The sequence below is a fragment of the Aeromicrobium sp. PE09-221 genome, from assembly GCF_002174305.1.
Classification (GTDB): domain Bacteria; phylum Actinomycetota; class Actinomycetes; order Propionibacteriales; family Nocardioidaceae; genus Aeromicrobium.
This window is the reverse complement of sequence record NZ_MIJB01000012.1, coordinates 36,158-60,887: the sequence shown is the minus strand read 5'-3', so window position 1 is coordinate 60,887 and position 24,730 is coordinate 36,158. Positions and strand designations below refer to the sequence as shown.

At 67.4% G+C, this 24,730-nt stretch carries 30 protein-coding genes; 15 read left to right on the top strand and 15 right to left on the bottom strand.

Annotation, left to right across the window (positions count from 1 at the left end):
• Position 1 precedes the first annotated feature (1 nt).
• The 3 genes from BHE97_RS19730 to BHE97_RS07220 form a co-directional block, all read right to left on the bottom strand.
• Positions 2-577 carry a hypothetical protein gene (locus BHE97_RS19730; RefSeq protein WP_140400022.1) on the bottom strand — a complete coding sequence of 192 codons (576 nt, stop codon included), beginning with the start codon at positions 575-577 and terminating at the stop codon, positions 2-4.
• A gap of 94 nt (positions 578-671) precedes the next feature.
• Positions 672-1,232 (bottom strand): hypothetical protein, encoded by a 561-nt coding sequence (locus BHE97_RS07225; protein ID WP_087623363.1) that lies wholly within the window; start codon positions 1,230-1,232, stop codon positions 672-674.
• An 85-nt stretch (positions 1,233-1,317) separates the two neighbouring features.
• A complete protein-coding gene (locus BHE97_RS07220; RefSeq protein ID WP_087623362.1) occupies positions 1,318-2,037 on the bottom strand; it encodes a hypothetical protein in 720 nt (239 codons plus the stop codon).
• 345 nt (positions 2,038-2,382) lie between these two features.
• On the opposite strand from BHE97_RS07220, the gene BHE97_RS07215 reads away from it, so the two are divergent.
• On the top strand, positions 2,383-3,510 hold the full coding sequence (locus BHE97_RS07215; RefSeq protein WP_087623361.1) for a hypothetical protein: 1,128 nt from the start codon (positions 2,383-2,385) through the stop codon (positions 3,508-3,510).
• A gap of 51 nt (positions 3,511-3,561) precedes the next feature.
• On the opposite strand, the gene BHE97_RS07210 is transcribed toward BHE97_RS07215, so the two are convergent.
• Positions 3,562-4,341, bottom strand: a complete 780-nt coding sequence (locus BHE97_RS07210; RefSeq protein WP_087623360.1) for a hypothetical protein — start codon at positions 4,339-4,341, stop codon at positions 3,562-3,564.
• 152 nt (positions 4,342-4,493) lie between these two features.
• Between BHE97_RS07210 and BHE97_RS07205 the strand changes: the two genes are divergently transcribed.
• Together BHE97_RS07205 and BHE97_RS07200 are read left to right on the top strand one after the other, a co-directional pair.
• Entirely contained in the window at positions 4,494-4,787 is a 294-nt protein-coding gene (locus tag BHE97_RS07205) for a hypothetical protein (protein ID WP_140400020.1), read from the top strand.
• A 257-nt stretch (positions 4,788-5,044) separates the two neighbouring features.
• The gene (locus tag BHE97_RS07200; RefSeq protein ID WP_087623390.1) at positions 5,045-5,605 is read left to right on the top strand and encodes a Uma2 family endonuclease; all 561 of its coding nucleotides are present in this window, start codon (positions 5,045-5,047) and stop codon (positions 5,603-5,605) included.
• Here the strand turns inward: BHE97_RS07200 and BHE97_RS20965 are convergent.
• Complete coding sequence (locus BHE97_RS20965; RefSeq protein WP_087623389.1) at positions 5,598-7,949, bottom strand: AAA family ATPase; 2,352 nt, start codon at positions 7,947-7,949, stop codon at positions 5,598-5,600. The genes BHE97_RS07200 and BHE97_RS20965 overlap by 8 nt on opposite strands.
• 249 nt (positions 7,950-8,198) lie before the next feature.
• Here BHE97_RS20965 and BHE97_RS07190 point away from each other — a divergent pair, with 249 nt between their 5' ends.
• The 4 genes from BHE97_RS07190 (at position 8,199) to BHE97_RS07175 (ending at position 12,087) form a co-directional block, all read left to right on the top strand.
• The gene (locus BHE97_RS07190; RefSeq protein WP_087623358.1) at positions 8,199-8,489 is read left to right on the top strand and encodes a helix-turn-helix transcriptional regulator; all 291 of its coding nucleotides are present in this window, start codon (positions 8,199-8,201) and stop codon (positions 8,487-8,489) included.
• A gap of 66 nt (positions 8,490-8,555) precedes the next feature.
• On the top strand, positions 8,556-8,846 hold the full coding sequence (locus BHE97_RS07185; protein ID WP_087623357.1) for a helix-turn-helix transcriptional regulator: 291 nt from the start codon (positions 8,556-8,558) through the stop codon (positions 8,844-8,846).
• 119 nt (positions 8,847-8,965) lie between these two features.
• Positions 8,966-9,730, top strand: coding sequence for an ABC transporter ATP-binding protein (locus BHE97_RS07180; RefSeq protein ID WP_087623356.1), 765 nt, complete (start codon positions 8,966-8,968; stop codon positions 9,728-9,730).
• Positions 9,730-12,087: an FtsX-like permease family protein gene (locus tag BHE97_RS07175; RefSeq protein ID WP_087623355.1), complete on the top strand. Its 2,358-nt coding sequence runs from the start codon at positions 9,730-9,732 to the stop codon at positions 12,085-12,087. Before BHE97_RS07180 ends, BHE97_RS07175 begins: the two co-directional genes overlap by 1 nt.
• A 381-nt stretch (positions 12,088-12,468) precedes the next feature.
• Here the strand turns inward: BHE97_RS07175 and BHE97_RS07170 are convergent, their stop codons facing one another.
• Complete coding sequence (locus BHE97_RS07170; protein ID WP_140400017.1) at positions 12,469-13,098, bottom strand: hypothetical protein; 630 nt, start codon at positions 13,096-13,098, stop codon at positions 12,469-12,471.
• 205 nt (positions 13,099-13,303) lie between these two features.
• Between BHE97_RS07170 and BHE97_RS07165 the strand changes: the two genes are divergently transcribed.
• Positions 13,304-14,128, top strand: a complete 825-nt coding sequence (locus BHE97_RS07165; RefSeq protein ID WP_087623353.1) for a DMT family transporter — start codon at positions 13,304-13,306, stop codon at positions 14,126-14,128.
• 1 nt (position 14,129) lies between these two features.
• Here BHE97_RS07165 and BHE97_RS07160 read toward each other — a convergent pair whose 3' ends face one another.
• From BHE97_RS07160 to rpmB, 6 genes are all read right to left on the bottom strand, one after another.
• Entirely contained in the window at positions 14,130-14,990 is an 861-nt protein-coding gene (locus BHE97_RS07160; protein ID WP_087623352.1) for a DNA-formamidopyrimidine glycosylase family protein, read from the bottom strand.
• Between the two features lie 32 nt (positions 14,991-15,022).
• Complete coding sequence (locus tag BHE97_RS07155; RefSeq protein ID WP_087623351.1) at positions 15,023-15,943, bottom strand: DUF1648 domain-containing protein; 921 nt, start codon at positions 15,941-15,943, stop codon at positions 15,023-15,025.
• A gap of 193 nt (positions 15,944-16,136) precedes the next feature.
• Positions 16,137-17,468 carry a DEAD/DEAH box helicase gene (locus BHE97_RS07150; protein WP_140400016.1) on the bottom strand — a complete coding sequence of 444 codons (1,332 nt, stop codon included), beginning with the start codon at positions 17,466-17,468 and terminating at the stop codon, positions 16,137-16,139.
• Positions 17,469-17,624: 156 nt separating this feature from the next.
• The gene (gene rpsN / locus BHE97_RS07145; RefSeq protein ID WP_087623349.1) at positions 17,625-17,930 is read right to left on the bottom strand and encodes a 30S ribosomal protein S14; all 306 of its coding nucleotides are present in this window, start codon (positions 17,928-17,930) and stop codon (positions 17,625-17,627) included.
• The gene (gene rpmG / locus BHE97_RS07140) at positions 17,930-18,100 is read right to left on the bottom strand and encodes a 50S ribosomal protein L33 (protein ID WP_087623348.1); all 171 of its coding nucleotides are present in this window, start codon (positions 18,098-18,100) and stop codon (positions 17,930-17,932) included. Before rpmG ends, rpsN begins: the two co-directional genes overlap by 1 nt.
• Positions 18,097-18,333 (bottom strand): 50S ribosomal protein L28, encoded by a 237-nt coding sequence (rpmB, locus tag BHE97_RS07135; protein WP_087623347.1) that lies wholly within the window; start codon positions 18,331-18,333, stop codon positions 18,097-18,099. The genes rpmG and rpmB overlap by 4 nt, the downstream gene beginning before the upstream one ends.
• A 68-nt stretch (positions 18,334-18,401) precedes the next feature.
• Between rpmB and BHE97_RS07130 the strand changes: the two genes are divergently transcribed.
• The 7 genes from BHE97_RS07130 (at position 18,402) to BHE97_RS07100 (ending at position 22,371) form a co-directional block, all read left to right on the top strand.
• Positions 18,402-18,647, top strand: a complete 246-nt coding sequence (locus tag BHE97_RS07130) for a type B 50S ribosomal protein L31 (protein ID WP_087623346.1) — start codon at positions 18,402-18,404, stop codon at positions 18,645-18,647.
• On the top strand, positions 18,644-19,714 hold the full coding sequence (locus BHE97_RS07125) for a GTP-binding protein (RefSeq protein ID WP_236757570.1): 1,071 nt from the start codon (positions 18,644-18,646) through the stop codon (positions 19,712-19,714). The genes BHE97_RS07130 and BHE97_RS07125 overlap by 4 nt, the downstream gene beginning before the upstream one ends.
• Positions 19,715-19,732: 18 nt before the next feature.
• Complete coding sequence (rpmF, locus tag BHE97_RS07120; protein ID WP_087623344.1) at positions 19,733-19,909, top strand: 50S ribosomal protein L32; 177 nt, start codon at positions 19,733-19,735, stop codon at positions 19,907-19,909.
• Positions 19,906-20,028 (top strand): type B 50S ribosomal protein L36, encoded by a 123-nt coding sequence (gene ykgO, locus BHE97_RS07115; RefSeq protein WP_087623343.1) that lies wholly within the window; start codon positions 19,906-19,908, stop codon positions 20,026-20,028. Before rpmF ends, ykgO begins: the two co-directional genes overlap by 4 nt.
• Positions 20,029-20,127: 99 nt before the next feature.
• Complete coding sequence (locus BHE97_RS07110; protein WP_170931315.1) at positions 20,128-21,132, top strand: NADP-dependent oxidoreductase; 1,005 nt, start codon at positions 20,128-20,130, stop codon at positions 21,130-21,132.
• Positions 21,133-21,208: 76 nt separating this feature from the next.
• The gene (locus BHE97_RS07105; protein WP_087623341.1) at positions 21,209-22,096 is read left to right on the top strand and encodes an SDR family oxidoreductase; all 888 of its coding nucleotides are present in this window, start codon (positions 21,209-21,211) and stop codon (positions 22,094-22,096) included.
• Positions 22,096-22,371 (top strand): Rho termination factor N-terminal domain-containing protein, encoded by a 276-nt coding sequence (locus BHE97_RS07100; RefSeq protein WP_087623340.1) that lies wholly within the window; start codon positions 22,096-22,098, stop codon positions 22,369-22,371. The genes BHE97_RS07105 and BHE97_RS07100 overlap by 1 nt, the downstream gene beginning before the upstream one ends.
• Positions 22,372-22,451: 80 nt before the next feature.
• On the opposite strand, the gene BHE97_RS07095 is transcribed toward BHE97_RS07100, so the two are convergent.
• The 3 genes from BHE97_RS07095 to BHE97_RS07085 all read right to left on the bottom strand — a co-directional run bounded on the left by BHE97_RS07095 (position 22,452) and on the right by BHE97_RS07085 (position 24,609).
• Positions 22,452-22,976, bottom strand: coding sequence for a DNA starvation/stationary phase protection protein (locus BHE97_RS07095; protein ID WP_236757569.1), 525 nt, complete (start codon positions 22,974-22,976; stop codon positions 22,452-22,454).
• A gap of 132 nt (positions 22,977-23,108) precedes the next feature.
• On the bottom strand, positions 23,109-23,867 hold the full coding sequence (locus tag BHE97_RS07090; RefSeq protein ID WP_087623338.1) for an SDR family oxidoreductase: 759 nt from the start codon (positions 23,865-23,867) through the stop codon (positions 23,109-23,111).
• 109 nt (positions 23,868-23,976) lie between these two features.
• On the bottom strand, positions 23,977-24,609 hold the full coding sequence (locus tag BHE97_RS07085; RefSeq protein WP_236757574.1) for a histidine phosphatase family protein: 633 nt from the start codon (positions 24,607-24,609) through the stop codon (positions 23,977-23,979).
• Positions 24,610-24,730 lie beyond the last annotated feature (121 nt).

Sequence of the window (24,730 nt, the reverse complement as noted above, 5' to 3'; positions counted from 1 at the left end):
GTTACGGGAAAGTGATCGGGGTGCCGACATTGGTCCAGTGGCCTTCAATCTCGATGTCTTGACCGATCGCAATTCCAAGAATCGGGCAAAGAAAGCCCGAAGGATTACCTGATATTTGGAGATTAGAGGTATGGATTTCGAGCTGTTGATCGCTTGCATCAAAGGTGCCGATCGCATCTCCGGCAACATTCCACGTACACCCCGCCCACACAAAGCTGGCGGTCACTTCAGCGATCGCAGCGTCCGCGTTAGTGCTCAAAGGCGAAGGATCCACGTAGAGGTCCCAGACACCGTCCGAAGTTATCCGCGTAACACCCGAGATCGGATTGGTACATCCAGAAGTCGCTATATTGTCAAGGAGGCCGATGCCCGTGGAGTCGTTGTAGGTGCCATCAAGATCGAAATCCGGACAAGAGATTGTCTGTCCCGCTTGCACGATGGTGAGCTCGATTCCATTGCCCTCGAAGTTGATGTCTTGGACGGACGCGTTGGCGGGGGACGACATCGCCGCTACGGTCGCTGCAGCACCAATCAGCGCCGCGGCCGCTCTCCAGCTCTTCTTCACTACGTTCGCCATGACCGATGACTCCTTCACGGGGTGGGACGGGGGTGGACTCATGCCGGGGGCTGAGCACCCCGGCATGAGTCCAGAGATCAACTCCGGTTGATCGTCACGGGAGAATGATCGTGCCGCCCGTGTTGGTCCAGCTGCCATCGATCTCGATGTCCTGACCCTGAGCAACACCGAGGATCGGGCAGAGGAAGCCCGACGGGGTGTTCGAGATCTGGACCGCCGACGTGCCCACCTCGAAGGTCTGCGAGCCCTCGTTGAAGGTGCCGTTAACCGAGCCGGCGACATCGAAGACACAGCCTGCCGCCGTGACCGTAGCGGTGATCTCCGAGATCGTCGCCGCTCCGGACGAGTCACCCTCGAACTCCCAAGTGCCATTCGGGACGACCGACGTGGACCCGGCGATCGGGTTGGTGCAACCACTCGCCGTCAGGTCGTCGAGCACACCGGATCCCGTGACATCGTCGTAGGTGCCACCCAGATCGAACTGCGGGCAGGACAGCGTCTGACCCGCCTGGACAGCGGTGAAGTCGATGCCGTTGCCCTCGAAGTAGACATCCACCGTCGCGGCGCTGGCCGGGCTGGACATCGCCGCGACCGTGGCCAGGGCGCCGACACCGGTTCCCGCGGCAACCAGGGTCTTCTTGATAATGCTGTTCATCGTGTTCTCCTCACATCGTTGTGTTGTTGTGGAGTGCTGGCGCCCGCCAATCCCATGCCATGGCCAGCGCCTTTCCTCAGCGGTCTCACACACCGCCCATGCGGGGGTTCGACAGCTGCAGGTCCAGGGTGTTGTTGCTGCCCGGAACGATCGCGTTGAGCGGGATCGAACCGAACCAGGGGAAGAATCCGGGGATGTCGAAGAAGTTCAACGGCGCGCAACCGGTGAGGTTGCCGATCGTGTACGTCGCGGTCACCCGGCCGCCGTCGTTGATCGTGAAGAACTCACCCTCGGGCGTGCTCGCCGAGATGTTCACCGGATCGATCGTGCGGCAGTTGCTGCCCACGGCGAGCGGCCACCAGATGCCGAGCACGCGCGCCTTCACGTCGCTGATCTTGATGTTGTACGAGACATTCGACTCCAGCCGTGCCTTGCCGAGCTGGTCGGTCTGCAGCAGAGCACCGGTCAGCGGGCCGGCCTGGGTCATCGTGACCCGCGCCTGGGCAGGAATACCGAGGATGCTGAACTCCATGACCTGGCTCGGGATATCCATCGAGCCGTCGACGATCTCACCGGTGACGACGTCCAGCTTCGACTTCAGCGTCGTCGGGCCGATCGGCATGGAGGCATTGACCCCCGCACCGATGTGGGTGCTGCCCACCGCGTCATAGTCGACATTCAATGTGGGATTGGCCTGCTGCGCATTGGCCGGCGCGCCTGCCGCGAAGACCAGACCAGCCATGACCGCGATCGCACTCGCGACGATCGTCGACCGACGCCGCCTCGATGACACAACGCTCTTCATACATCCTCCTGTGGTGTCTGAACCTCACTCGGCCGCAGTCCGGTGCGGCGGGGGCCGGCCGGCGAGGGGAGCGGAGTGGACCGCTGCGTCCGATGTGTCATGAGCCACACCATGACCTGTGATGAACCTCACGCGCAAGCGAAATCGCCAAACTCGGATGATCGTCTGATGTCTGTAACCCGAAGTTGTCATCTGGTGATAAAAAATCGCCCTCGCGACCCCCGATCGGCTCCGCCTTCGACCCGCCACATCACCTATAGAATGACCTCGGCTGACCATCACCTGTCACGCTGGACATCGTTGAATCATCGAGCCCACACAGGGTTCGGCCTACTAAGGAACCCCGTGGACTTTCGCAGCTTCGCCGAGGCGTATCGGCCCGAGGTCCCCGAGAACCCATGGGCCAGGACGCAGCTCGCCCCCGCCGAGCTCATCGAGATGCACGACTTCCTCGCGCGGTTCGGCCAACGCCTCTACCGCCGACTCCAGTCCGGTGCCCTGATGCCCCCTGCCGACGCCAGGCGCCTCAGCGATCTCTACGTCAGTCGAGCCCTCTCCCTGGACACCGTGGTCCACCAGCACCATGAAAGAGTCCTCGCCTCCATCTCCGAGACCCCGACGGTGCCCGACCTCGACCGGAACCAGCGCGTGCTCGCCGACTTCGTCCGCGAGACCACGGAGGGACTGCCGCCCGACCGCGCCGAGCGCTACGAGGAGGAACCGCTACTCACCGTCGATCAACAGCACTACGCCCGGATCCTCAGCGGAGGCGTCTGGACCGTGCAGATGTTCGGGCACACACAATCCCAATGGCACGCGATACTGACCGGCGGCGCCCTCCACCCCGATGCCTCGCTGCGCTCACAGATCGGACTCGCCAACAACGCCTCCGTCACCATCGAGCATCGACGCCGCCTCTACGCGGCCCAAGCGCTCTACCTCCCGGCAGTCGAACCCCTCCGACAGGCCATCACCGGCAACCTCGCCGAGGCCGACGCGCTCATCACACTTCTCAGCGTGGCCCGCACCGAGCCGGGACTCACCGTGCTCCCCGCCCCTCCCCAGTTCGAGGCCTACGCAGGCGCGGCCAATGCGGACTTCCTCGTATTCGACGTCCCGCGAGCACAGGTCATCGGCGTGCAGGTCAAGTCCTTCGAGGCGTACAAGTCGCGCGAGCACTACGACCCCGACCGCATCGTCCTCGTCGACGCCAGCCTCGACCTCTTCGGCACCCTCTCGCGTAGGACCCACCTGGGCCGCTCCGACACCAGTACGCGCTCCTGGCCGGGCCAGGTGACCGGTCACTTCCTGGACTCCCTCGACATCCCCCGCCCACCCTGGCCATGGCTGAACAGGCGGGAGCTGGCCGAATCTCGACAGCGGGTACAGCCGCTCGTCGCCGAGGCGCGGAACCGCAATCACGAGGCCGAGGAGATCGTGCGCGAGCGCGTCCTCACCGCCCTCGGCCGCTGACGCCTTCTCGCGCCATCGATCCGTTCGTGGACCATTCCGACGGTTCAGCCCTCACAGAGCGCCATCCGGCGTCTCGATCACGGCGTCCTGACCCCAGCGACGCCATTCCATCGTCGAGGCCCCCGCCGAGGGGATCTCCACTTCCATACGCCGCGGGAGAAGGTCCGGTCCGATAGAGAAGACGTAATCGACGTTCCGCGGCAGCTCGATCGTGCCCTCCGGATCAAGACCCTGCGCCTCGCGCATCGCCATCGAATCGACGGTCAGCACGTAGCGCGTCGTCGAGACACCGTCGATCTCGCCGCCATCGCCGTCCTCGGAGAACCCGGTCACCGCATCACGCAGGATCTCCAGCTGGTGAACGGGGTCGGCCTGATCGAGCATCGCGATGAAGTCCTCCGCGTCCTGCGCCGAGTCACCGTTCACCTCTACGCGATAGAAGTCATCGTCCGTCGCCTGGCCCAGGTTCACATAGACGACCTCATCGACCAATCTCAGATCCAGCTGCGAAGCACCCGGACCGCCCGGGCCGGGCAGGTCCATCGTGAGCGCTGCCGCGCGGTCCCCCGCATCCTCGGCGATCACCATGCGGCCCTCCACCGCGATCTCCTGATCACCGATCGAATTGGTCCACGTCAACTCGACGGTGCCCGCCTCCACGAGTGCGGCCTTGACCTCCTGGACGAAGTTCTCCTGGGTCAACTCGAGGTCGCCGCGCGCATCCACATCAGCACTCGATTCCTGCCTGCCCTGCTGAACAGGATCCTCGGTACAGGCCGACACGACCCCGAGGGCCACCGCCACCACCGGGGCCAGCAGGATTCGTCGCATAAACGGAACCTTAGCTCAATTTCGCGCGCTCGAGCACTGAGCGATCGTCCACAGGAAGGCCGCCCGTCAAGGCCATCCACAACCCCGGGTCACCCGCTGGCTCACCGGTCGATCCCTTGGCAGGCTCGGCACCAGTAATCCACACTGGAGAGGTGATCACGTTGAACGAGGCGCAGGTTTGGGCCATGATCGTCGGCACGATCGCAGTGTTCTTCACGCTCGCCGGACTGATCACCAGCTGGTTCACGCGACTCCTCAAAGCCGAGATGGCCAGCCTTCACGCCCGGTTCGAAGGCATCGACCATCGCTTCGAGGGCATCGACCAGCAGTTCGAGTCCTTCCGCGCGGAAGTCAGCGCGAAGCTCGAGACCACGAACACGAAGCTCACCCATCTGGACCGCGATGTCCAAGCACTCACCAAGCGGGTCTTCCACCGGCCCGAATGAGGCAGTCTGGACCGACGCCACCGGACCCGGTCGCGATGGTCACCCCCGGGAGAGTATGCTCTCCACGCGACCAAGCAGGCTTGGGCGGGCACCGTGAGGTGCCCGCCCAAGTTGTTTTCGCTTCCGCCTCCAGTCGGCTATCCACAGATTCTCGAACAAGTCCAGCCATCCACAGATCACGTGAGGCCCTGGAGACCGGCTACCGTCCGGCGCTTGACTCGTGGTCATGGACGAGGAGGAGACCTACGATGGTGACCATGACCACGCCGGCCGCCCAGCCCCTGGGACTTCCGCGAGGACGGGCCCTCACGCGCGACGACCTCCAGTCGATGCCCGATGACGGCCACCGCTACGAGCTCATCGACGGCGTGCTCATCGTGAGCCCCGCGCCGCGGACCGCCCATCAGCGGGCGAGTGGAAATCTCTACCTAGCGCTGCGTGCATCCTGCCCTCCCGAGCTCGAGGTGCTTTACGCACCGGTCGACGTCATCCTCGCCGATGACACCGTCATCCAGCCCGATCTCGTGGTCGCGCTCCGCACCGACGTCACCGAACATGATCTGCCCACCGCGCCGCTCCTAGCGGTCGAGATCCTCTCGCCGTCCACCCGCTCGATCGACCTATTGCTCAAACGCGACCGCCTCGCCCGAGCCCAATGCCCTCACTACTGGATCGTCGACCCCGACGAGCCCTCCATCAGCGCCCTCACCCTCGACGACGGCGACTACCACGCGACGGCGCGGGCGGTCGGCGACGAAGCCTTCGAGACCCTCGAACCGCTCCCCGTACGGCTGACCCCAACCGAACTCCTCAGCTGACGCCTGCCCAGGCGAAGAACTCCTCCGCCGACAACACCGGTTTGCCGAACTGCTTCGCCTTGCGCGCCTTGCCCGACTGCGTCCCCAGCTCGGCCACCACCAGCACATCGCACCTCGTCTTGGTGACATTGCCCACCGGCGCGAGACCCTGACGCTCGGCGATCGCTGTCATCTCCTCACGCGACAGCACCCGCCCACCCGGAGTCATCGCCGTCCCGGTGAAGCACACCCGTGCTCCAGGCACCAACAGGTCCGCCACCCCCGGAGCCTGCGCCTGCTCGGACAGCAGGTCGTCGACGAAGCTCACCCGCAGGTACCGCTCCACCGTCCGCAACCGCTCGACCAACGCTGACGACACGCCGGGCGCGGACGACACCACGCTCGCGAGCCGCGCCGCCACCGCCTCAGGCACCACCGGTGCATGCAACTCATCGAGCGCCCCATCCGCCTGAACACCGTCGAGCAGCAGCTCACCGAGCGCCGTGCTGACCTGCACGATCGCCGAGATCGTCGGCAACCGCTCCGGACCCGGCGGCCGCACCAACCGCACCCGCGGCAGGAGATAACTCGGCTCGAGCGATGACTCGGCGAACACGAAGGCCGAGGAGGCGACCTCGGCCGGCTCACGCCGCACATGCGCCGCCAAGACCGCCTCGGCCCGCTCCACCGCATCCGCCGACCGCAACCGCAGGACCTCTTCCCTCGACAACGGCACGTCCACACCCAGCGGCATCGGCACCACCACACCGCCCCGCTTCAACTCGAAGTCCAGCTTGCCGAGCACCTCGTCGATCCCAGGCCCCACTGGCGTGAACCCCTCCAGCAGGGGCGCCAGCACCGCCCATGCCTCGGCCAGCCGTGGGGCCAGCAGGACATCATCGGCGGTGATCGCGAACTGCGAGCGGGCTCCGGCGAGATCACGCTCGGGATTGATCAGGGTGCTCACCGCCGTTCCATCGTCGAAGGCCACCGCGATCTCCACCGGACGAGGCCGCGACATCCGCCCCTCGTCACCCACGAACGCCACCTCGAAGGCGCAGAACCTCCGCTCACCCCCCGCTGCCGGCTCGTGGAGGAACCGCATCACCCGGCGGTCGATCTTCAGATCCCGAGGGAACACCGGCCGCTTCAACACCAGCCCCTCGGTCGACGTGGCCCGGCTCAACGCCACGTACACCTGGCCCACATCGAAGGTCCCCCCGGACAGATCGACCACCAGCCGATCGAGGGTCTGCCCCTGGCTCTTGTGAATCGTGATCGCCCAGGCCAGCTTGAACGGCAACTGCCGGTACGTCCCCACCACCTCATGACGCAGCGATCCGCCGTCGACGACCGGCCGCGTCACCTCCCACACATGCGGCTCCACGTCCACATACGCGCCGTCGGCGAGCTCGACCGTCACCTCCCCATCCGACCCAGCCTCGACGATGCGGCCGAGCGTGCCGTTGACCCACCGCCCCGCCTGGTCGTTGTTGAGCATCATCACCTGGGCGCCCACCTTGTAACGGATCACCCGATCAGTCGGCGGATCGAAGGTCCCGAGATCGCCGGACTCCTGCGCGAGCTGCTCGAACTCCTCCCCCGGCAGCAAGGCCAACCGCTCCCGATTGCGTGCCGTGACGATCCGGTTGGTGGTCGCCAGGGTCAGCCAGAACTCATCGGCCGGCGGCACGAAGTCCGGATCGACCCGCGCGTTCAGGTCCTCGCGAGCCTGATCGACCAGCACCCCCTCGCGGATCGCATTGAGGATCGAGGTCAGCTGCTCATCACCCTGCTGACGGAAGACGTGCGTCAGCGACACCGTCGGGAACCTCGCCCGGTCGAAGGAATCCGCCGAGAAGAAATACGGCGTGGCATACCGGGACGAGAAATGCGGCGCCTCCGCCTCCTGCACCACCGGCGGCAGCTGGAACAGATCGCCCACCAGCACCAGCTGCACCCCTCCGAAGGGCTCCCCCGGACGGGGACCGAAGCGCTCCAGGGCGGCCGCCACCATGTCGAAGGCATCCGCCCGCACCATCGACGCCTCGTCCACGATCAGCGTGTCCAGTGCCTTCAACGCCTTCGTGAACCGCCCAGGCGAGTACCGCCCACCCCGCACCTCCTCCACTCCTGTCGTCGTAGTGAAGCCGAACAGGCGGTGCAGCGTATAGCCGCCCACATTCAGGGCCGCGATCCCGGTCGGTGCCGCCACCACGACATTGCGCTCAGTGCCCGCGAGGAAATGCCGGATGAGCGTGGACTTGCCCGTGCCGGCCTTGCCCGTCACGAACACATTGCCGCCCGCTTCGAGCACCGACAAAGCCGAGGAGAACTCCTCGGTCATCTGCAACCGCTCAGCCACCATCCCATCCCTTCACCATGTCCACGATATGGCCATCCGTGGCCCGTCTGCGGTCGGGTGAGCGGGCCACAACCGGTCACATCCTGACCCTCGTCGCGGCCCTCGCTGAGGCCTTGGGATAGAGCAGGTGACCACAACCGCCAACACCCCTAGGATGAGGCACATCATCGTCCGCTTTCGTGATGGTGCAGACTCATATACAGATGGCCTCCATCAGTTGGGCCTACCGATCCGCAAAGAGAGAATCCGATGGCAGAGCGCATCATCGACTGGAACGACCACACCGACACCACCTCCGCGGTGCTACGGGCGGCACGGGAGCAACGTGGCGAAGCGGCCGAGAGCATCGCCCAGAAGGCCGGTCTGTCCTCGGTGCACTACGCCAAGCTCGAACAGGGCACGCCCCTCGAGCTCGCACCGCGGGTCGAGGCGATCGAGCGTCTCTGTGCGGTGCTCGAGATCCAGCCGGGTGACCTGCTTCCGCTCCCCTGGGCGACCGAGGACATCTCCGAGCTGCCGGACTCAGGCGAGTCCGCATGACCACCGGGATATCCCATTGGTATTCTGCAAGTGACAATTCTGAAACGGCCACCTTGAGAGGGCAGCATGAGCAGCAGCAACTACACCTGGGATGAGTTCGCGGTCGACATCGGCGCGCGCATCAAGGCCGCGCGGCTCGCCAAGGGCATGAGCCAGGAGAAGGTCGCGCGGGCCGCCAATATCGCCACCTTCACGTATCAGAAGCTCGAGAAGGGCGTCGCACGTCCCGGCGCCGCGCTGAACCCGCGACTCACCACACTGGTCTCGCTCTGCCGCGCCCTCGACGTCACGATCGACGACCTCATCCCCACCACGTGGCCCGCCGAGATCCCGAGCGTCGAACGCGGAGCCCGCTGACGGCTCCCACCACGTCATCCCGTGGGTGGACACCGGCGATCCGTGTCCGCCCGCGGACCACGTCAGCTTCCGCCTCTCGACCGACGCCTGGAACCACGGGATTTTCCTAATGTCGAGGTATGACACAGACCGCGACATCCTCCGTCCTGTCCGGCACCGCAGCACGGGCCCGTGACCTCACCAAGACCTACGGGCGCGGTAGCACCGAGGTCCACGCCCTGCGCGGTGTCGACCTCGACCTCCCCGCCGGACGATTCACGGCCATCATGGGCCCCTCGGGGTCCGGCAAGTCGACGCTGATGCACTGCCTGGCCGGACTCGACACCCCCACCGGCGGTGACATCACCGTCGGCGGCCAGCACCTCCAGACGCTGAACGACACCGCCCTCACCCGCTTCCGGCGCGACCACATCGGCTTCGTCTTCCAGGCCTTCAACCTGTTGCCGATGCTGACCGCACGCCAGAACATCTGGCTCCCCCTCGACCTCGCCGGGCGCCGCGCCGACGACGCCACCCGAGACCGCTTCGACCATGTCGTCGACGTCCTCGGCATCCGGGACCGCCTCGACCACCGCCCCAGCGAACTCTCCGGCGGCCAGCAGCAGCGCGTCGCCATCGCCCGCGCCCTCGTCACCACCCCCGATATCGTGTTCGCCGACGAGCCGACCGGCAACCTCGACAGCGAGTCCTCCCGCGAGGTACTGGACTTCCTGCGACGCTCCTGCCGCGAGTTCGGCCAGACCGTCGTCATGGTCACCCACGAGATCGACGCCGCCAGCTACGCCGACGACGTCCTGGTACTCGCCGACGGCCGCATCCGCGCCCGGCTCGAACGCCCGACCCCCGAGGCCCTCGTCGACGCGCTGCGCGGGGGACGCGCCTGATGCGTACCGTCACGCTCGCCTCCCTGCGCCTCTACAAGCGGCGTTACGTGGCCGCCTTCCTCGCCGTCGCGATCGGCGTTGCCTTCATCGTGGCCATCGGCGCCCTCAACACCTCCGCCAAGGACGGACTCACCGCCGGCGTCGGCACTCCATACCGTGGCGCCGACCTCGTCGCCGCGGACGTCTACGAACCCGACCACGCCGCTGCCATCGTCGACGCGGTCGACGCCGACGGGGGCATCGCCTCACCCATCGGCTACGCCTCCGAAGACGCGGGAACAGTCGGTGTCGCAGCCGATGACGACACCCTGCGCTGGCAGACCCTCACCGATGGCACCTGGCCTCGAGCCCCCGGTGAGATCGTCGTCGACCGGCAGGCCGCGAAGAGCAACGGTGCCGCCATCGGCGACAGCGTCGAGATCTCCGGCACGACCTTCCAGGTCGTCGGCATCGTCGATTCCGGTGAAGCCCTCATGCGAGCCGACTACTACGCCCCCTGGGACGACGTGAGTCGACTCGGCTCCTTCTGGACCGACTCAGTGCTCGTCAAGGGCTCCGCGGAAGGCACCGTCCTCGATGCCGCGCCCGATGCACGCGTCGTGACCGCCGATGACTACATCGCCGAACGCCAGCAGGAGATGCTCCAGGGCACCGATGTCCTGACCTACATGCTGCTGATCTTCGTCACCATCGCCCTGACCGTGGCGGCCATCGTCATCGCCAACACCTTCTCGATCCTGTTCGCGCAGCGCACCTCCGATATCGCGATGCTCCGCTGTGTCGGCGCCACCCACGCGCAGGTACGACGATCCGTACGCGTCGAATCGCTCGCCATCGGCATCGTCTCCGCGATGGCCGGCATCGTCGGCGGCCTGGCACTCTCCTTCGGCGCGATCAGCGCCGTCCGCGCCGCCTTCGACAGCGTTCCCCTGGGCAATCCCGGTATCCCGCTACCCTGGCTGCTCGCGGGCTTCGCCGTCGGCGTCCTGGTGACGGTCATCGCGGCCTGGTTCCCGACCCGGGCCACCACCCGGGTCAGCCCCCTCGCGGCCCTTCGCCCCGCGGAAGGCACCGGATCCGGCGGTGCCGCCGGACCCGCGCGCATCGCAGGCGGGATCGGGTTGCTGCTGGCCGGTGCGGCGCTGCTGATCCTCGCCGTGGTGAGCCAGAGCCTCGTCGCCATGCTCGGCGGCGGTGTCCTGTCCTTCGTCAGCATCCTCGTCCTCGGACCTGCCATCGTCCCGCCGATGATCCGCGCCGCCGGAGCACTGGCACGCCCCTTCGCCGGTGCCACCGCCCGCATCGCGACCGACAACGCCATCCGCAATCCGAAGCGCACCGCCACCACCACCTCGGCACTGCTCGTCGGCGTGACCCTGACGAGCGCGGTCGTCGTCGGCATGGCGAGCACCTCCAGCGCGATCGCCGAGGAGAACCGCGTCAGCTATCCGGTCGATGCCGCGGTGTCCGCCGAGACCGAGCTGCCCGCCGACACGGTCGACCGGCTGCTGACCGTTCCCGATGTCGAGGAGGTCACCACCCTCGCCGGGACGATGGGAAGCATCGACGGCATCACCACCCCGGTAGCCTCCACACCTCGGGACACGTCGATCCTGCACGACACCGAACGGCTCCCGGCAGATGGCGAGATCCTGCTGGGTGACGACATCGCCGAGCAGCTCGAGTTCCCCACCACGGTGACCCTCGATGCCGGCAACCGGCAGCTGACCCTCGATGCTCGCATCGGCGACTACGGACAGACGCCGCTCGTCTCCACCGACACGATGCGCTCGATCACCGGCACACCCGTGCCGGTCGCGGCATGGATCCGCACGAGCGCCGGGGCGGACCCCAGCGAGGTCGTCGGCGATCTCAAGGCCGTCGCCACGGGGCTCGATCTCCAGCTCAGCCAGTCGATCGAGCAGCGGGGATTCATCGAGCAGCAGATGACGATCATGACCGCCGTCGTCGTGGGACTCCTCGGCATCGCGGTGCTCATCGCGTTGGTCGGGATCGGCAGCACCCTCGGTCTCTCGGTGCTCGAACGCCGGCGGGAGAACGCACTCCTGCGCGCTCTCGGCGTGACCCGGCGACAGCTGCGCGCGACCCTCACGATCGAGGCGATCCTGCTGGCCGTGGCGGCGGCAGTGCTCGGTGTGGCGATCGGGACCCTGTTCGGCTGGATCGGCGTCGAGGTGCTGATCGGGCAGCTGACCGATGCCGCGGGCCTGAACGTGCCGGTCGGTCAACTGCTGGCGATCGTCGGCCTCGCGGGTGTCGCGGGCGTGCTGGCCTCGGTGCTGCCCTCCCGCCGCGCGGCCAAGACGGCACCGGCAGCCGGTCTCACCGTCGAGTGACCCGCAGCGGTGAGTTACGCACCCTCGACGCCGGGAGCGGTGAGATAGGCACCTCTCACCCGCGCGCGAGACGTGCGTAGGTCACCGCTCAGCCGAGGGAGAGGTGCGCAGGTCACCGCTCACGCGAGTCCCCGCCCGCGCGCGATCGATGGCGGTACGTGGTCAACGTTATCCGGGCTCTATGAGGTTGATGGGCTACCGCCGCCCACGGTAGCCCTCGAACGCCCGACCCCCGAGGCACCGACGGAGGATGTGACTCGAGGGTTGCCATAACGGCCCTCGAGTCACATCCTCGACCAGGCGAGAAACGCACGATGTGACTCCGGGGCGCTCATGGCAACCGTGGAGTCACATCCTCCGTCGCCGCAGCGGGGAGAAACGTCAGTTGGCAAGGGCGGCGATGCCGACGAGGAGGAAGGCGATGAACGAGATCGGCACCACCCACGCGGCCGCGATCGCCATCGTCACCGTGGTGCCGATCCGCGGGGGGAAGAAGTAGCGTGCCCGCGGCAGGTCGCCGACGCTGTCGATCCACTTGCCGCTCAGACCGGCCGTGTTCCAGACGCCCCGCAACCTCGAGAACACCCGAGTACCGCCGTCTCCTCCGGTGATCTGCAGCAACGCGCCCCGGGCATCCTCGACCTTGCCGCTCATGCTCACCGCGATGCCCAGCTCGGTGGCCAGCCGGTCCGGCTCGGTGACCGCCTGCAGGATCCGCCAGCGACGGAAGCCGAACATGAAGACCACGAGCCCCAGCACGAGGGCAACAGCCAGCGCCACCCACCGCACGCCGCTGCCTTCGACGATCGCGATCATCAACAGCCCGGCGATGAACGGCAGCGGCAGCACGATCAAGGCGAGCGTCGGCCACCGCAGCAGCCTGACCGCCAGCGTGATGACCTGAGCAGCCCGCACCGACGCATCGGCCGTCTGCCCGTCGACCCGGGAAGCCATGTCGTCGACGGCACGATTCGCCCGCGAGCCCATCCCGTCCTTGCCGTTCCTGCGCATATCCCCAGCCTAGTGATCCCCCGGCAATCCGCGCCGTCCCGCACACTCGCGGGCGGTGACCTACGCACCTCTCAGCGGCGTCGAGAGGTGTCTCACCCACCGCCCGCGCTGGCGAGAGGTGCGTAGGTCACCGCTCACGCTCGCAACGAGCGTGACGGGCGCCCGGGCCGCCACCGACCGGCAAGGGAACGACTAGTGTGCGGAGGTGGCCATCGCCCTGTCGCTCCTCTCCGCACTCGCCTACGGCGTCTCGGACTTCGTCGGCGGGATGACCTCGAAGCGAGCATCGCCCTGGCAGGTCGCCATCCTCGCCCAGTGCGTCTCGCTCCTGCTCATGCTCAGCATCGCGCTCGGCATCGGAGGCCGGCTGACCGGACACGACATCGCGACGGCCGTCGTGGCGGGAGCGGGCAACGGCTTCGGGACCGTGTTCCTCTACCGGGGTCTCTCCGGCGGACGTATGAGCGTCGTCGCACCCATCTCGGCCGTGGGCACCGCCCTCATCCCCGTCGCCGCGGGTCTCGGCCTCGGTGAGCGCCCCACCCTCCTGGCCGGCGCCGGGATCCTCTGCGCATTCCCCGCGATCGCGCTCATCTCGCGTCCGGTCGACGAGGACACGTCCCGTCGCAGCGGAATCCTCGATGCCGTGCTCGCAGGGCTGGGCTTCGGCACACTGTTCACGGCGCTCGCCCACGTAGGCGACGGCACGGGGATGTGGCACTTCCCCGTCATCTACGTGACCTCGCTGATCCTCCTCGTGACGACCGCCATCGCCTTCCGGCAACCGTGGAGACCCGACCGGGCATCGCGACCCGCGCTGGTCATGGGCGTGCTCAGCGTGATCGCTGGAGTCACCTTCTTCCTCAGCACCCGGCACGGACTGCTCTCCGTGGTGGCGGTGGTGTCCTCGCTCTACCCCGCCGCGACCGTGTTGCTCGCGGCATCGCTGCTGCGCGAGCGGATCGCCGCCTGGCAAGGCATGGGCTTGATCCTCGCGACCCTCGCGGTCTCGCTCGTGGCCCTCGACTGACCTACTTCAGGAACTTGCTGGTGCTGCGATCCTTGAGCGGCTTCCCACCGGTCTGACAGGTGGGGCAATACTGCAATGACGAGTCGGCGAAGACGACCTCGGCGATCGTGTCACCGCAGACATCACAGGTCTCCCCGGTGCGGCCATGCACCCGCATCCGGGCGCGCTTGGAGTCCTTGAGCTCCGATGCCGGCTTGCCCGCCGCGGCGGCCATCGCCTCGGTGAGGACATCGTGCACCGCCGACTCGAGGCGGGCGACCTCGTCGTCGCCGAGCTGCTCAGCGATCGCGAAAGGAGAGAGCCGCGCGGCGTGCAGGATCTCGTCGCTGTACGCATTGCCGATGCCCGCGATGATCTTCTGATCCCGCAACAACCGCTTGACCTGCATCTTGCGGGCCAGCAGCGGACCCAGCTCGAAGCCCTCAGCCAGCGGGTCCGGCCCGAGGGCCGCGATGCCGGGCACCTCCCGCGGATCGCGCACCGTGTAGACCGCGAGACCCTTGCGCGTGCCGGCCTCGGTGAGATCGAAGCCGAGGCGCGGGCCGTCGCCGGCATCGAGACGCAGCCGCATCGCGATGGGACCGTTGCCCATCTTGAGGCGCTTGTCGACGAGCTGATCGGACCAGCGGATCCATCCGGCCTTGGCCAAGTGGATCACCAGATGGAGTCCGTCGACATCGATGTCGATGAACTTGCCGTGCCGGACGACATCGGTGACGGCGAGTCCCGTGAACGCCGAAAGCGGCGGATCGAAGGTCTTGAGCACGGCGAAGGAGGCGAGCTCGATGTCGGCCACCACCGCCCCGACACACCGCTCGCGCAGGAAGCCGACCAATGCGTCGACCTCGGGCATCTCGGGCATGAGGTCAGCTTAGAGCGCGCCGCCGACGAGCGTCAGTCAGCGCGGATCTGGGCGTTGACCGCCGCGGCGGCACCGGACGCATCGTCGATCACGATGGAGAGAGGCCGCGCATCGCGACGGTGGATCACCACGGCCTCGCCTCGCTGGTACGCCAGACTCGTGCCGCGCGGAGTCATCCGCAGGCCCCAGCCGCCGACATCGCCGGGGCCGATGGTCGTCAGCTCGGCTCCCGTGATCCGGTCCGCGGTGACCCGCCACACGGGCCAGGGGAGGAAAGTGCGCAGCCGCACCCCATGCTGGTCGATGCTCACGCGCCACCAGGCCGTAGCCAGCAGCGGCAGGCCGGTGAGTACCAAGATGACGCCGATCATGAACCCGAGCGAGGGCAAGAACAGCAACGCAACACCCGCCAGGGAGATCACGCCCGAGATGCCCAGGAACACCTGGCTGCGCACGACACCGGACCAGTTCGCACTCGACGCGGCAGGGACAGGATCGTCGGGACGACTGCCCTCATAGCGATCGCGGGGTGTGAGGAGAACACCGGCGACGCATCCGATGACGGACGCGCCGATCGCGACGAGGAACCACCAGGTCGAGAGCTCGACATCGCTCGCGTCCTCGAGACCCCGCTGAGCGCCCGTCGTCGCCAGGTCGAGTCCGATGACGAAGGAGGTCAGCCCCACCGTGATCGCGGCGGTCACGCGACTGGGCACCTTCAGGGCCCAGATCACGGCTCCCGCCAGGAGCGCGAGGCCGGGACCGACTGCCAGCGTGGTGGCGATGGATGCGGTCAGCGAGCTGAACCCGTCGGCGGCTCCCGATCCACCCCAGTGCCGGGCGATCTGGTCCGGCAGATCACCTGACCAGCTCCAGACGAGGCCGGCTCCGGCGAGCCCGATGATGACGGGAAGACCGAACACGATCCAGGCGGCACGAGGATGTCGGGTCATGTCCCCACGCTATCGAGGGCTCCCGTCGGTCCGCGGGCACCCGCCGAGCGGTGCAATTCTGCCCGCGAGTGGTGGAAATTCGCCCCGGATTCATCGAGTCCGGGGCGAATTTGCACCACTCGGCGAGCTGCCCACCTCGCAACGTCGGTTTCCTTGCGAGCGCGACGGAAGATCGGCGCGCTCGCCGGGTGGGTCAGACCTGGGCCGGGCGGCGCTCACCGCTGCGGCGCCGGTTGCGATTACGGTTCCGGTTGCGATTGCGGTTGTTGCCGTTCGCTCCCGGACCCTGGGCACTGGGCCCGCCCCGGCGCGCCGGGGTGTCCTCCACTGGGGCCGGCCGACCCGCGCCCGAGAGCGCATCGACCGTCATCGGCGACGGAGCGGTGGCGGCATCGTGATGACGCGCCTCCACCCCGGCCTTGCGCTGCAGGACGATGACGTCCTTGAGGTTCTCGGGAGTGGCGACCGTGACCACGGTGCCCTTCTCCCCCGCGCGCGCCGTGCGGCCCGAGCGGTGCAGGTACGCCTTGTGCTCGGCCGGCGGATCGTAGTGGACCACCAGGCCGATGCCGTCGATATGGATGCCGCGTGCGGCCACATCGGTGGCGACGATCGCGGTCGCATCACCGCGCGTGAACTTGGCGAGATTGCGCTCGCGGCGACGCTGGTCGAGGTCGCCGTGCAGGTCCACGGACTCGACTCCCCGTTGCGTCAGCTGACGCGCCAGCCGCGCCGCGCCACGCTTGGTGCGCGTGAACACGATCGTGCGGGGATTGGCCTCGAGCAGCGAGGTCAGGGTCGTCGACCGCTGGTCACCGGGGACCAGCAGCACATGGTGCTCCATCGTGACGGGCTGTCCCGCCAGCTCGTCGAGCTCGTGCAGACGATGCTGCGGCAGGTGCTTCTGCACGAGCCGGTTGACATCGCCGTCGAGGGTCGCCGAGAGGAGCAGTCGCTGACTGTCCTTGGGCGTCTTGGACAGCAGCGCGTCGACGGGCTTGTAGAAGCCGAGGTCGCACAGATGGTCGGCCTCGTCGAGCACGGTCATCTCGACATCGTCGAGGCTCACCTGGCCGCGATCGATCAGGTCGCCGAGGCGACCGGGAGTGGCGACGAGGATGTCGACCGGACGGGACAGGTCGCGGATCTGACGGTTGATCGGCACACCGCCGTAGACCGTCAGCACACGCAGCCCCAGCGGGATCGCGAGCGGCTTGATGACCTCCTGGACCTGCGTGGCGAGCTCACGCGTCGGCAGGACGATGAGCGCCCGCGGACGCTGCCGGCGGCTCGATCCATCGGCCAGGCGGGCCAGGACGGGAAGGCTGAAGGCCAGCGTCTTGCCCGAGCCGGTGCGTGCACGCCCGAGGACGTGGCGGCCCTCCAGCGCGTCGGGGATGACGGCGGCCTGGACCGGAGTGGGGCTGGTGATCTGCTGACGCATCAGCGCCGTCACGAGCGGCTTGGGAAGATCGAAGGAGGAAGAAAAGGTGGGCAGCACGGGGCTGCCGGAAGGGTGATTCACAGAACTCTCAGACGTTGCGGATGCCCGCTACCAAGTCACGCAGTATTGCGCAGTTTCGTCGGGCCGAGCGTCAGCCAGCGTGGTCGCGGCGCGCTCGTTCCGCATCAGTCTACCGCCTCGCCCAACCTCCGTCGAGGCCGGGCGAGGCGGAGCCGCTCACCACGAGGACTTGGTGATGCCCGGAAGCTCCCCGGCATGGGCCGACGAACGGAACCGGATCCGGGAGAGTCCGGCCTTGCCGATGTGCCCGCGCGGGCGACCGTCGACCTGGTCCCGGCGGCGGAAGCGCACCGCCGCGGAGTCCCTTGGCAGCTTGGCGAGAGCCCGTGACGCGGCCATCCGCTCGGCCATCGGCCGGGACGTGTCCTTACTGGCGCGCCGGAGCTCGGCCCGGCGTTCGGCATGTCGCTCCACCAGCTCACGACGCCGCTCGTTCTTGACGATCTTGCTGCGCTTCGCCATCAGCGCTCCTCCCGAAAGTCGACATGTCGCCTTATCACCGGATCGAATTTGCGCAGCACGAGACGATCGGGGTCGTTGCGGCGGTTCTTGCGCGTGACATAGGTGTAGCCCGTCCCGGCGGTCGACCGGAGCTTCACGACCGGACGGACATCGGAACCCTTGGAGCTCATAGGCGCTCCCCTCGGGCCCGGATCTCCGCGACGACGGCGTCGATACCGCGGCGATCGATGGCCTTGATACCGCGCGCGCTCACCGTCAGCGTCACTCGACGGCTCAGGCTCGGCACCCAGTAGGTCTTGCGCTGGATGTTGACGTCGAAGCGCCGCTTGGTGCGGCGATGCGAGTGCGAGACCGCATGGCCGAAGCCCGGACCCGCTCCCGTCACCTGACAGATACGTGACATATGATCTCCTTATTGAGAATGACTCCCATGACGATATCATCGTCAACGATCCTCCAGAAAGGTCCTCCATGAAGCGCGACATCCACCCCGCCTATCGGCCCGTGGTGTTCCGCGACCGCGCCGGCGGCCTCACGCTGCTGACCCGATCGACGGCCACCAGCGACGACACCATCGAACTCGACGGACGGACCTATCCCGTCATCGATGTCGACATCTCCGCGGCCAGCCACCCCTTCTGGACCGGCCGCGGACGCGTCATGGACACCGAGGGCCGCGTCGAGCGTTTCAACCGACGCTACGGAGCGGATCGGTGACCACCCCCGTCGCGATCGTCACAGGCACCCGCGCCGAGGCGGTCGAACGCACCGTGCTGACCCTCGCGTGGGACACCCCCGGCGCCGTCGCGGTCCACCACACGATCGATGTCGCCCACCAGACCCTCACCCGCGTGGTCGCCGACCGCACCGGCATCGTCGAACGCGAGGAGATCGACCTCGACCACGCCTGCGCCAGCTGCGCGCTGCGCGAGGACATCCTGCCGACACTGGCGCGACTCGCCCGCACCGAACGGTGGACGTCGATCGTCGCCCACCTGCCGATCAGTGCCGACGCGACCGGCATCTGCCGCGTCATCGACTACGACCCGGCGTACCGCGATCTGCTGCGGATCAGCGAGGTCATCGCCGTGGTCGACGGGCCCGAATGGGAGAACGACCTGCTCGGCGACGACCTGCTGATCGAACGCGAGATCCATACCTCGGCCGAGGACGGGCGCAGCGTCGCGGAGACCCTCAGTTCGCTGATCGAATACGCGGACACCGTGCTGGCCGTCGGCGAGCTCCCCGAGGAAGGCGTCGACCTGATCTCGGTGCTGGCCCGCCCAGGAGCTCGGCTCGTCCCCGACCACCTCACCTACGCTCTCGACCCGGGCCGGACACGCCACCACGACGCCGCCGAGGACTGGGTCGATCCGATGGGCACCCGGCCGATCGGACTGATCGAGCATGGCACGGCCTGGACCGTGGAGCTGCGGTCCGAGCGGCCCTTCCACCCTGCGCGGCTCCGCGAGCACATCGCCGAGCTGGGCGGCGGCCCGCGCCGGTCCCGCGGCTGCTTCTGGCTGGCATCACGCCCCGGGCAGACCTGCGAATGGTCGGGGGCGGGCGGGCAGCTGAGCGTCGGCACCGCGCTGGCGCAACCCGACGGACCACCGCACACCCGGCTGCTGGTCACCGGCCTCGACGATGAGATCGACGAACTCGTCACCCTGTTCCACCGCTGCCTCGTCACCGACGAGGAGATCGCCCGGCGCGGCCTGGCCTGGAGCATGGCCGATGACGGATTCGACCCCTGGCTCGGCCCGATCCAGCGCGCCGCCTGACACCCACGGAGGAGACCCATGGCCGTACCGAAGCGCAAGACCTCACGCAGCAACACGCGGCATCGCCGCAGCCAGTGGAAGGCCAAGCCCGTCGACCTGGTCCCCGTGACCGTCGACGGTGAGACCGTCCGCATCCCGCGCCGCCTCGTGGCGGCGGTCCACGCGGGACTCGTCAACCCGAAGGAGCACCGATGAAGGTCCGCAACTCGATCCGCTCGCTGAAGAACCAGCCCGGATCCCAGGTCGTCCGCCGCCGCGGCCGCACCTATGTCATCAACAAGCAGAACCCCCGGCTCAAAGCCCGCCAGGGGTGACGGGGGCTAAGAGATCGCGCCGATGGGCCCGGCTACTGCGCGCCACCCCGTGGGCGCTCTATCGGCGCGAACTCTAAGCAAGCGCTTAGAGTGGGCTGCGTGACCACAACCACGCAGCAGATCACCCTCGCCCAGCGACCGACCGGCCTCCCCGATGCCTCGACCTGGTCGCTCGACACCGCCCGCCTGCCCGACCCCGAGGACGGCCAGTTCCTGGTCCGCATCGACCACATCTCCCTCGACCCGGCCATGCGCGGCTGGCTCAACGATGTACGTTCCTATGTGCCGCCGGTCCAGATCGGTGCGGTCATGCGGGCCGGCGCCACCGGACGCGTGGTCGCATCGCGGCATCCGGACTTCGCCGAGGGCGATGCGGTCACCGGCACCTTCGGCGTCACCGAATACGCCCTCAGCGACGGCAATGGCGTCAGCCGCATCGACCTCGGGGTCGCCGACGCCCCCACCTGGCTCGGTGCGCTGGGCATGCCGGGCATCACCGCCTACTTCGGTCTCACCGATGTCGGCGATCTGCGCGAGGGCGACACCGTCGTCATCTCGGCGGCCGCCGGTGCCGTGGGCAGCGTCGCGGGTCAGATCGCCAAGGCGCGCGGCTGCCGGGTCATCGGCATCGCCGGAGGCCCGGAGAAGACCGCATGGCTGCGTGAGATCGGCTTCGACGAGGCGATCGACTACAAGAACGAGAACGTCCTCAAGCGTCTCCGCGCCGTCGCTCCCGATGGTATCGACATCTACTTCGACAATGTCGGCGGCGACATCCTCGACGCGGCGCTAGCCAATCTGCGGCGCGGTGCCCGTGTCGTCATCTGCGGCGCGATCAGCCAGTACAACGCCGAGTCGCTGCCTCCCGGACCGAGCCGCTACATGTCATTGCTGGTCTTCCGCGCCCGGATGGAGGGCTTCGTCGTCTTCGACTACGAGGATCGCTACCCCGAGGCGATCGAGGCCATCAGCACGATGATCACCGAGGGCTCGCTCCAGGCCCGCGAGACCGTGGTCGACGGGGGCGTCGCGGCCTTCGGCGACACCCTCCTCGGACTCTTCCGCGGCGACAACACCGGCAAACTGGTGCTGCGCGTGGCCTGAGCTGCGGGCCGCGTCGATCGGTGGTTGCCTGGGTACTGGACCAAGCAGCCAGCCGATCGACGCGAAAGGTTGAACGATGCCTGCACCCGACACCACAGAACCCGCACTCTCGCAGGGATTTCCCCGCCAGCAGCAGGAGCCGCCCGGCTCAACCCATGAGATGACGCCCCGCCCCGATCACGGCGAGGACACCTATGAGGGTCACGACCGGCTCCCCGGCAAACGCGCCCTCGTGACGGGAGGCGACTCGGGCATCGGACGCGCCGTCGCGATCGCCTTCGCCCGCGAGGGGGCCGATGTCGCCTTCACCTACCAGCCCGAGGAGAACGACGACGCACGCGAAACCGCGCGCTGGATCGAGGATGCGGGGCGCACCGCACTGCCGATCGAGGCGGACCTGCGCGATCCCGCGACCTGCGAGCGGGTCGTGCACGAGACGGTCTCGCAGCTCGGCGGGCTCGATGTACTCGTGAACAACGCGGGCTTCCAGTACGCGCGCGGCGACAGCATCACCGACATGAGCGACGAGCAGATCGACCGCGTGCTCGACACGAATCTCAAGGCGATGTTCGTGCTCACGCGCGAGGCCTTGGAGCATCTGCGCGCCACACGGGGCAATGTCATCAATGTGTCGTCGATCCAGGCCTATGAGCCGTCGACGTCGCTGCTGGACTACGCCTCGACCAAGGCGGCGATCAACAACTTCACCGTCAACTTCGCCCAGGAGGCGGGGCCGCACGGTGTCCGCGTCAATGCCGTCGCGCCGGGACCGATCTGGACACCGCTGCAGCCGGCGACGCAGCCACCGGAGAAGCTCGAGCAGTTCGGCCAGGACACGCCGCTCGGTCGCGCCGGTCAGCCCGCCGAGTGCGCTCCGGCCTTCGTGTTCCTGGCGAGCGACCAGACCGCGAGCTATGTGTCGGGCACGGTGCTCGGCGTGACCGGCGGAAAGGGGGTGTTCTGATGGCCAGGAAGGACAATGAGGAGAACCCGAGCCTGAAGAACCCGGACATGTACGAGGAGCTCCGCGACGACGGAGCCTCCAAGGAGAAGGCGGCGCGCATCTCCAATGCGGCCGCCAATGAGGGCAAGAAGAAGGTCGGCGAGCGCGGCGGCAAGGCCGGTTCCTATGAGGACTGGACCGTCGAGGAGCTCAAGGAGCGTGCCAAAGAGCTCGGCATCGAGGGCTACTCGGATCTGAAGAAGGACCAGCTCATCGACAAGCTCCGCAACCACTGAGCCCGCCTACGCGTTGAGTGTGACGTTTGGACGGCTGAATCGGGGGAATCGGCGTCCAAACGTCACACTCAGCGGGTGGGTCAGGCGTTGCGCTGACGCGGGAGCGACTGGTTGGCGACGCGGTTCTCGGCGTCGATCATCCAGGCGAGCTGCTCGATGCGCTCCAGGATGTTGTGGATGATGTCGGCCGTGGTCGGGTCCTCGGCGTCGACATCGTCGTGGATGCGACGCGCGGTCGCCGCGACGGCGTAGAGAGCACCGGTGATGAGGTCTACGGTCTCCGTGGTGTCGACCTCGTCAGCCGGGAACTCCGGCAGACTGGACTGCGCCGCCACGGTCTTGATGCGGCCGTCCGGTGTGATGTAGATGGCCCGCATGCGCTCGGCGACGGTGTCGGAGAACTCCCGCGCCGCGTCGACGACCTCGTCGAGCTGCAGGTGCAGGTCGCGGAAGTTCTTGCCCACGACATTCCAGTGCGCCTGCTTGCCCACGATGTGCAGATCGATCAGGTCGACGTGCAACTGCTGCAGCTGCTCGGCCATCTTCGCCGAAGCGGTGAAGGGCGGGTGCGCGGTGTGGGTGGCGGTGGTGTCAACAGCGCTCATGATCATTCCTCTCACGATTTCTTTGAATGACTCAATCAAAGCACGGTAAACACTGCAATTCCAGCAAGGGAAACCTCATCAAAGTGAGGTTTGGCTAGCTTGGCGAGACGACAGGGGCGGGGGGCCCGAGCGTCAGACGAGGCGCTTCACCAGGCCGAGGGGCGCGTGCTTCATGACGGGAGCGAGGGGGGCCCAGGGCAGCGTGGGCACGCAGGCCTCGGCGACCTCGGACTCGATCTTGGCCACGAGCGCCCGGCTGCCCGTCTCGGTATCGACCATCAGCTTCGCCTCCTGCTCTACACCCGCGTTCATCTCCGAGGCGATATAACCGGGATAGAGGGTCGTGACCTTGATGTCCAGGCCCTTGCGACCGATGAGATCCATCCGGATGCCCTCGGCCAGGTGCGCGACGGCTGCCTTGGTGGCCGCATAGGTGGTCATCGAGGACGGCATGCCGCGCATCGCCGACATCGACGAGATCAGCACCAGGTGACCGCTCTTGCGGTCATAGAAATGCTCCATCGCGGCCTCGCACTGCGCGAGGGCTCCGAGCACATTCGTCTGAGCCGTCTCCAGGTTGGCCGCGAACCTCCCGGTGCCGATCCGGCCACCCTTGCCGAGTCCGGCATTGACGATGACGCGATCCAGCCCACCGTGCTCGGCAGCCGCCTCGCCCACGATCTGGAAGACCCGCTCGTGGTCGTTGACATCGAGGGCGTGCACGCTCACCTCGATACCGGGGTGCGCCGCGAGCAGCTCGGCCTGGAGCGCCTCGAGCCTTTCCGTGCGCCGCGCGGCCAGCGCGAGATGACCACCCTTCTCCGCCAGCACGCGCGCCATTCCCTCGCCGATTCCGGAGGAGGCTCCCGAGATGAACGTGGTACGACGCATGCGGACTCCTCGAGGTGTGGCGGCTGTTCCTTGGAGTATGGCAGCGGCACCCAGGGTCGCGGGCGCGAACATGTCAGGACAGCGATCGTGGACCGCAGCGGGCGAGGTGCTAGCGGTAGGTGACCAGATCGCGGGCGAGGTGGGTGTGCTCGTTGAAGCTCAGCAATCGAGGACCGGTCGATCCGGCGATGACGGTGGTGACGCTCGCATTGATGATGACATCGTTGAGGCGCTGGAACAGCGAGTCGTCACCGGTCAGCAGGTGCGACACGACCATCGCGATCGGTCCACCGGAGGTGAACACCGCCACGCTGCGGCCCGGGCCCGCCAGCTCGACCGCGGCTTCGAAGGACCCCATGACACGACCGACGAAGGCGTCATACGGCTCGTCGTACTCACCCACGCCGGAACGCCAGTCCGCGATTGCCTGATTGAGCAGCCGCTGGAAGGCCTTGCTGTCCAGACCGAGCGCCCCGGCATCGTGCGAGGTGGCGATGCCGACATGGTCGTACTCGTTCCAGCCGGCATCGATGTCATAGCCGTCCGGCCCACCGCACGCATCGATCGCCGCGATCGCGGTCTGCGCGTGCCGCCTCATCGAACCGGCCACCGCGTGAGTGGGGACGAATCCCCCAGCCTCCCACCCCTGACCCAGAGCACTGGACTGCGTCTCGCCGAGCGACGACAACACGTCATAGTTGTCGCTGCCGAACGAGGCCTGACCATGACGAATGAGATGCATGACGCCCACGGCGCGACACTACCGGCAGGTAGCAGCACGGCGACGGGCGGCGTGCTCCTCACCCGGTTCGCCACGCGTCCGTAACCACACGGAGAATGTGTCTCTGTGGTCGTAGCGACCA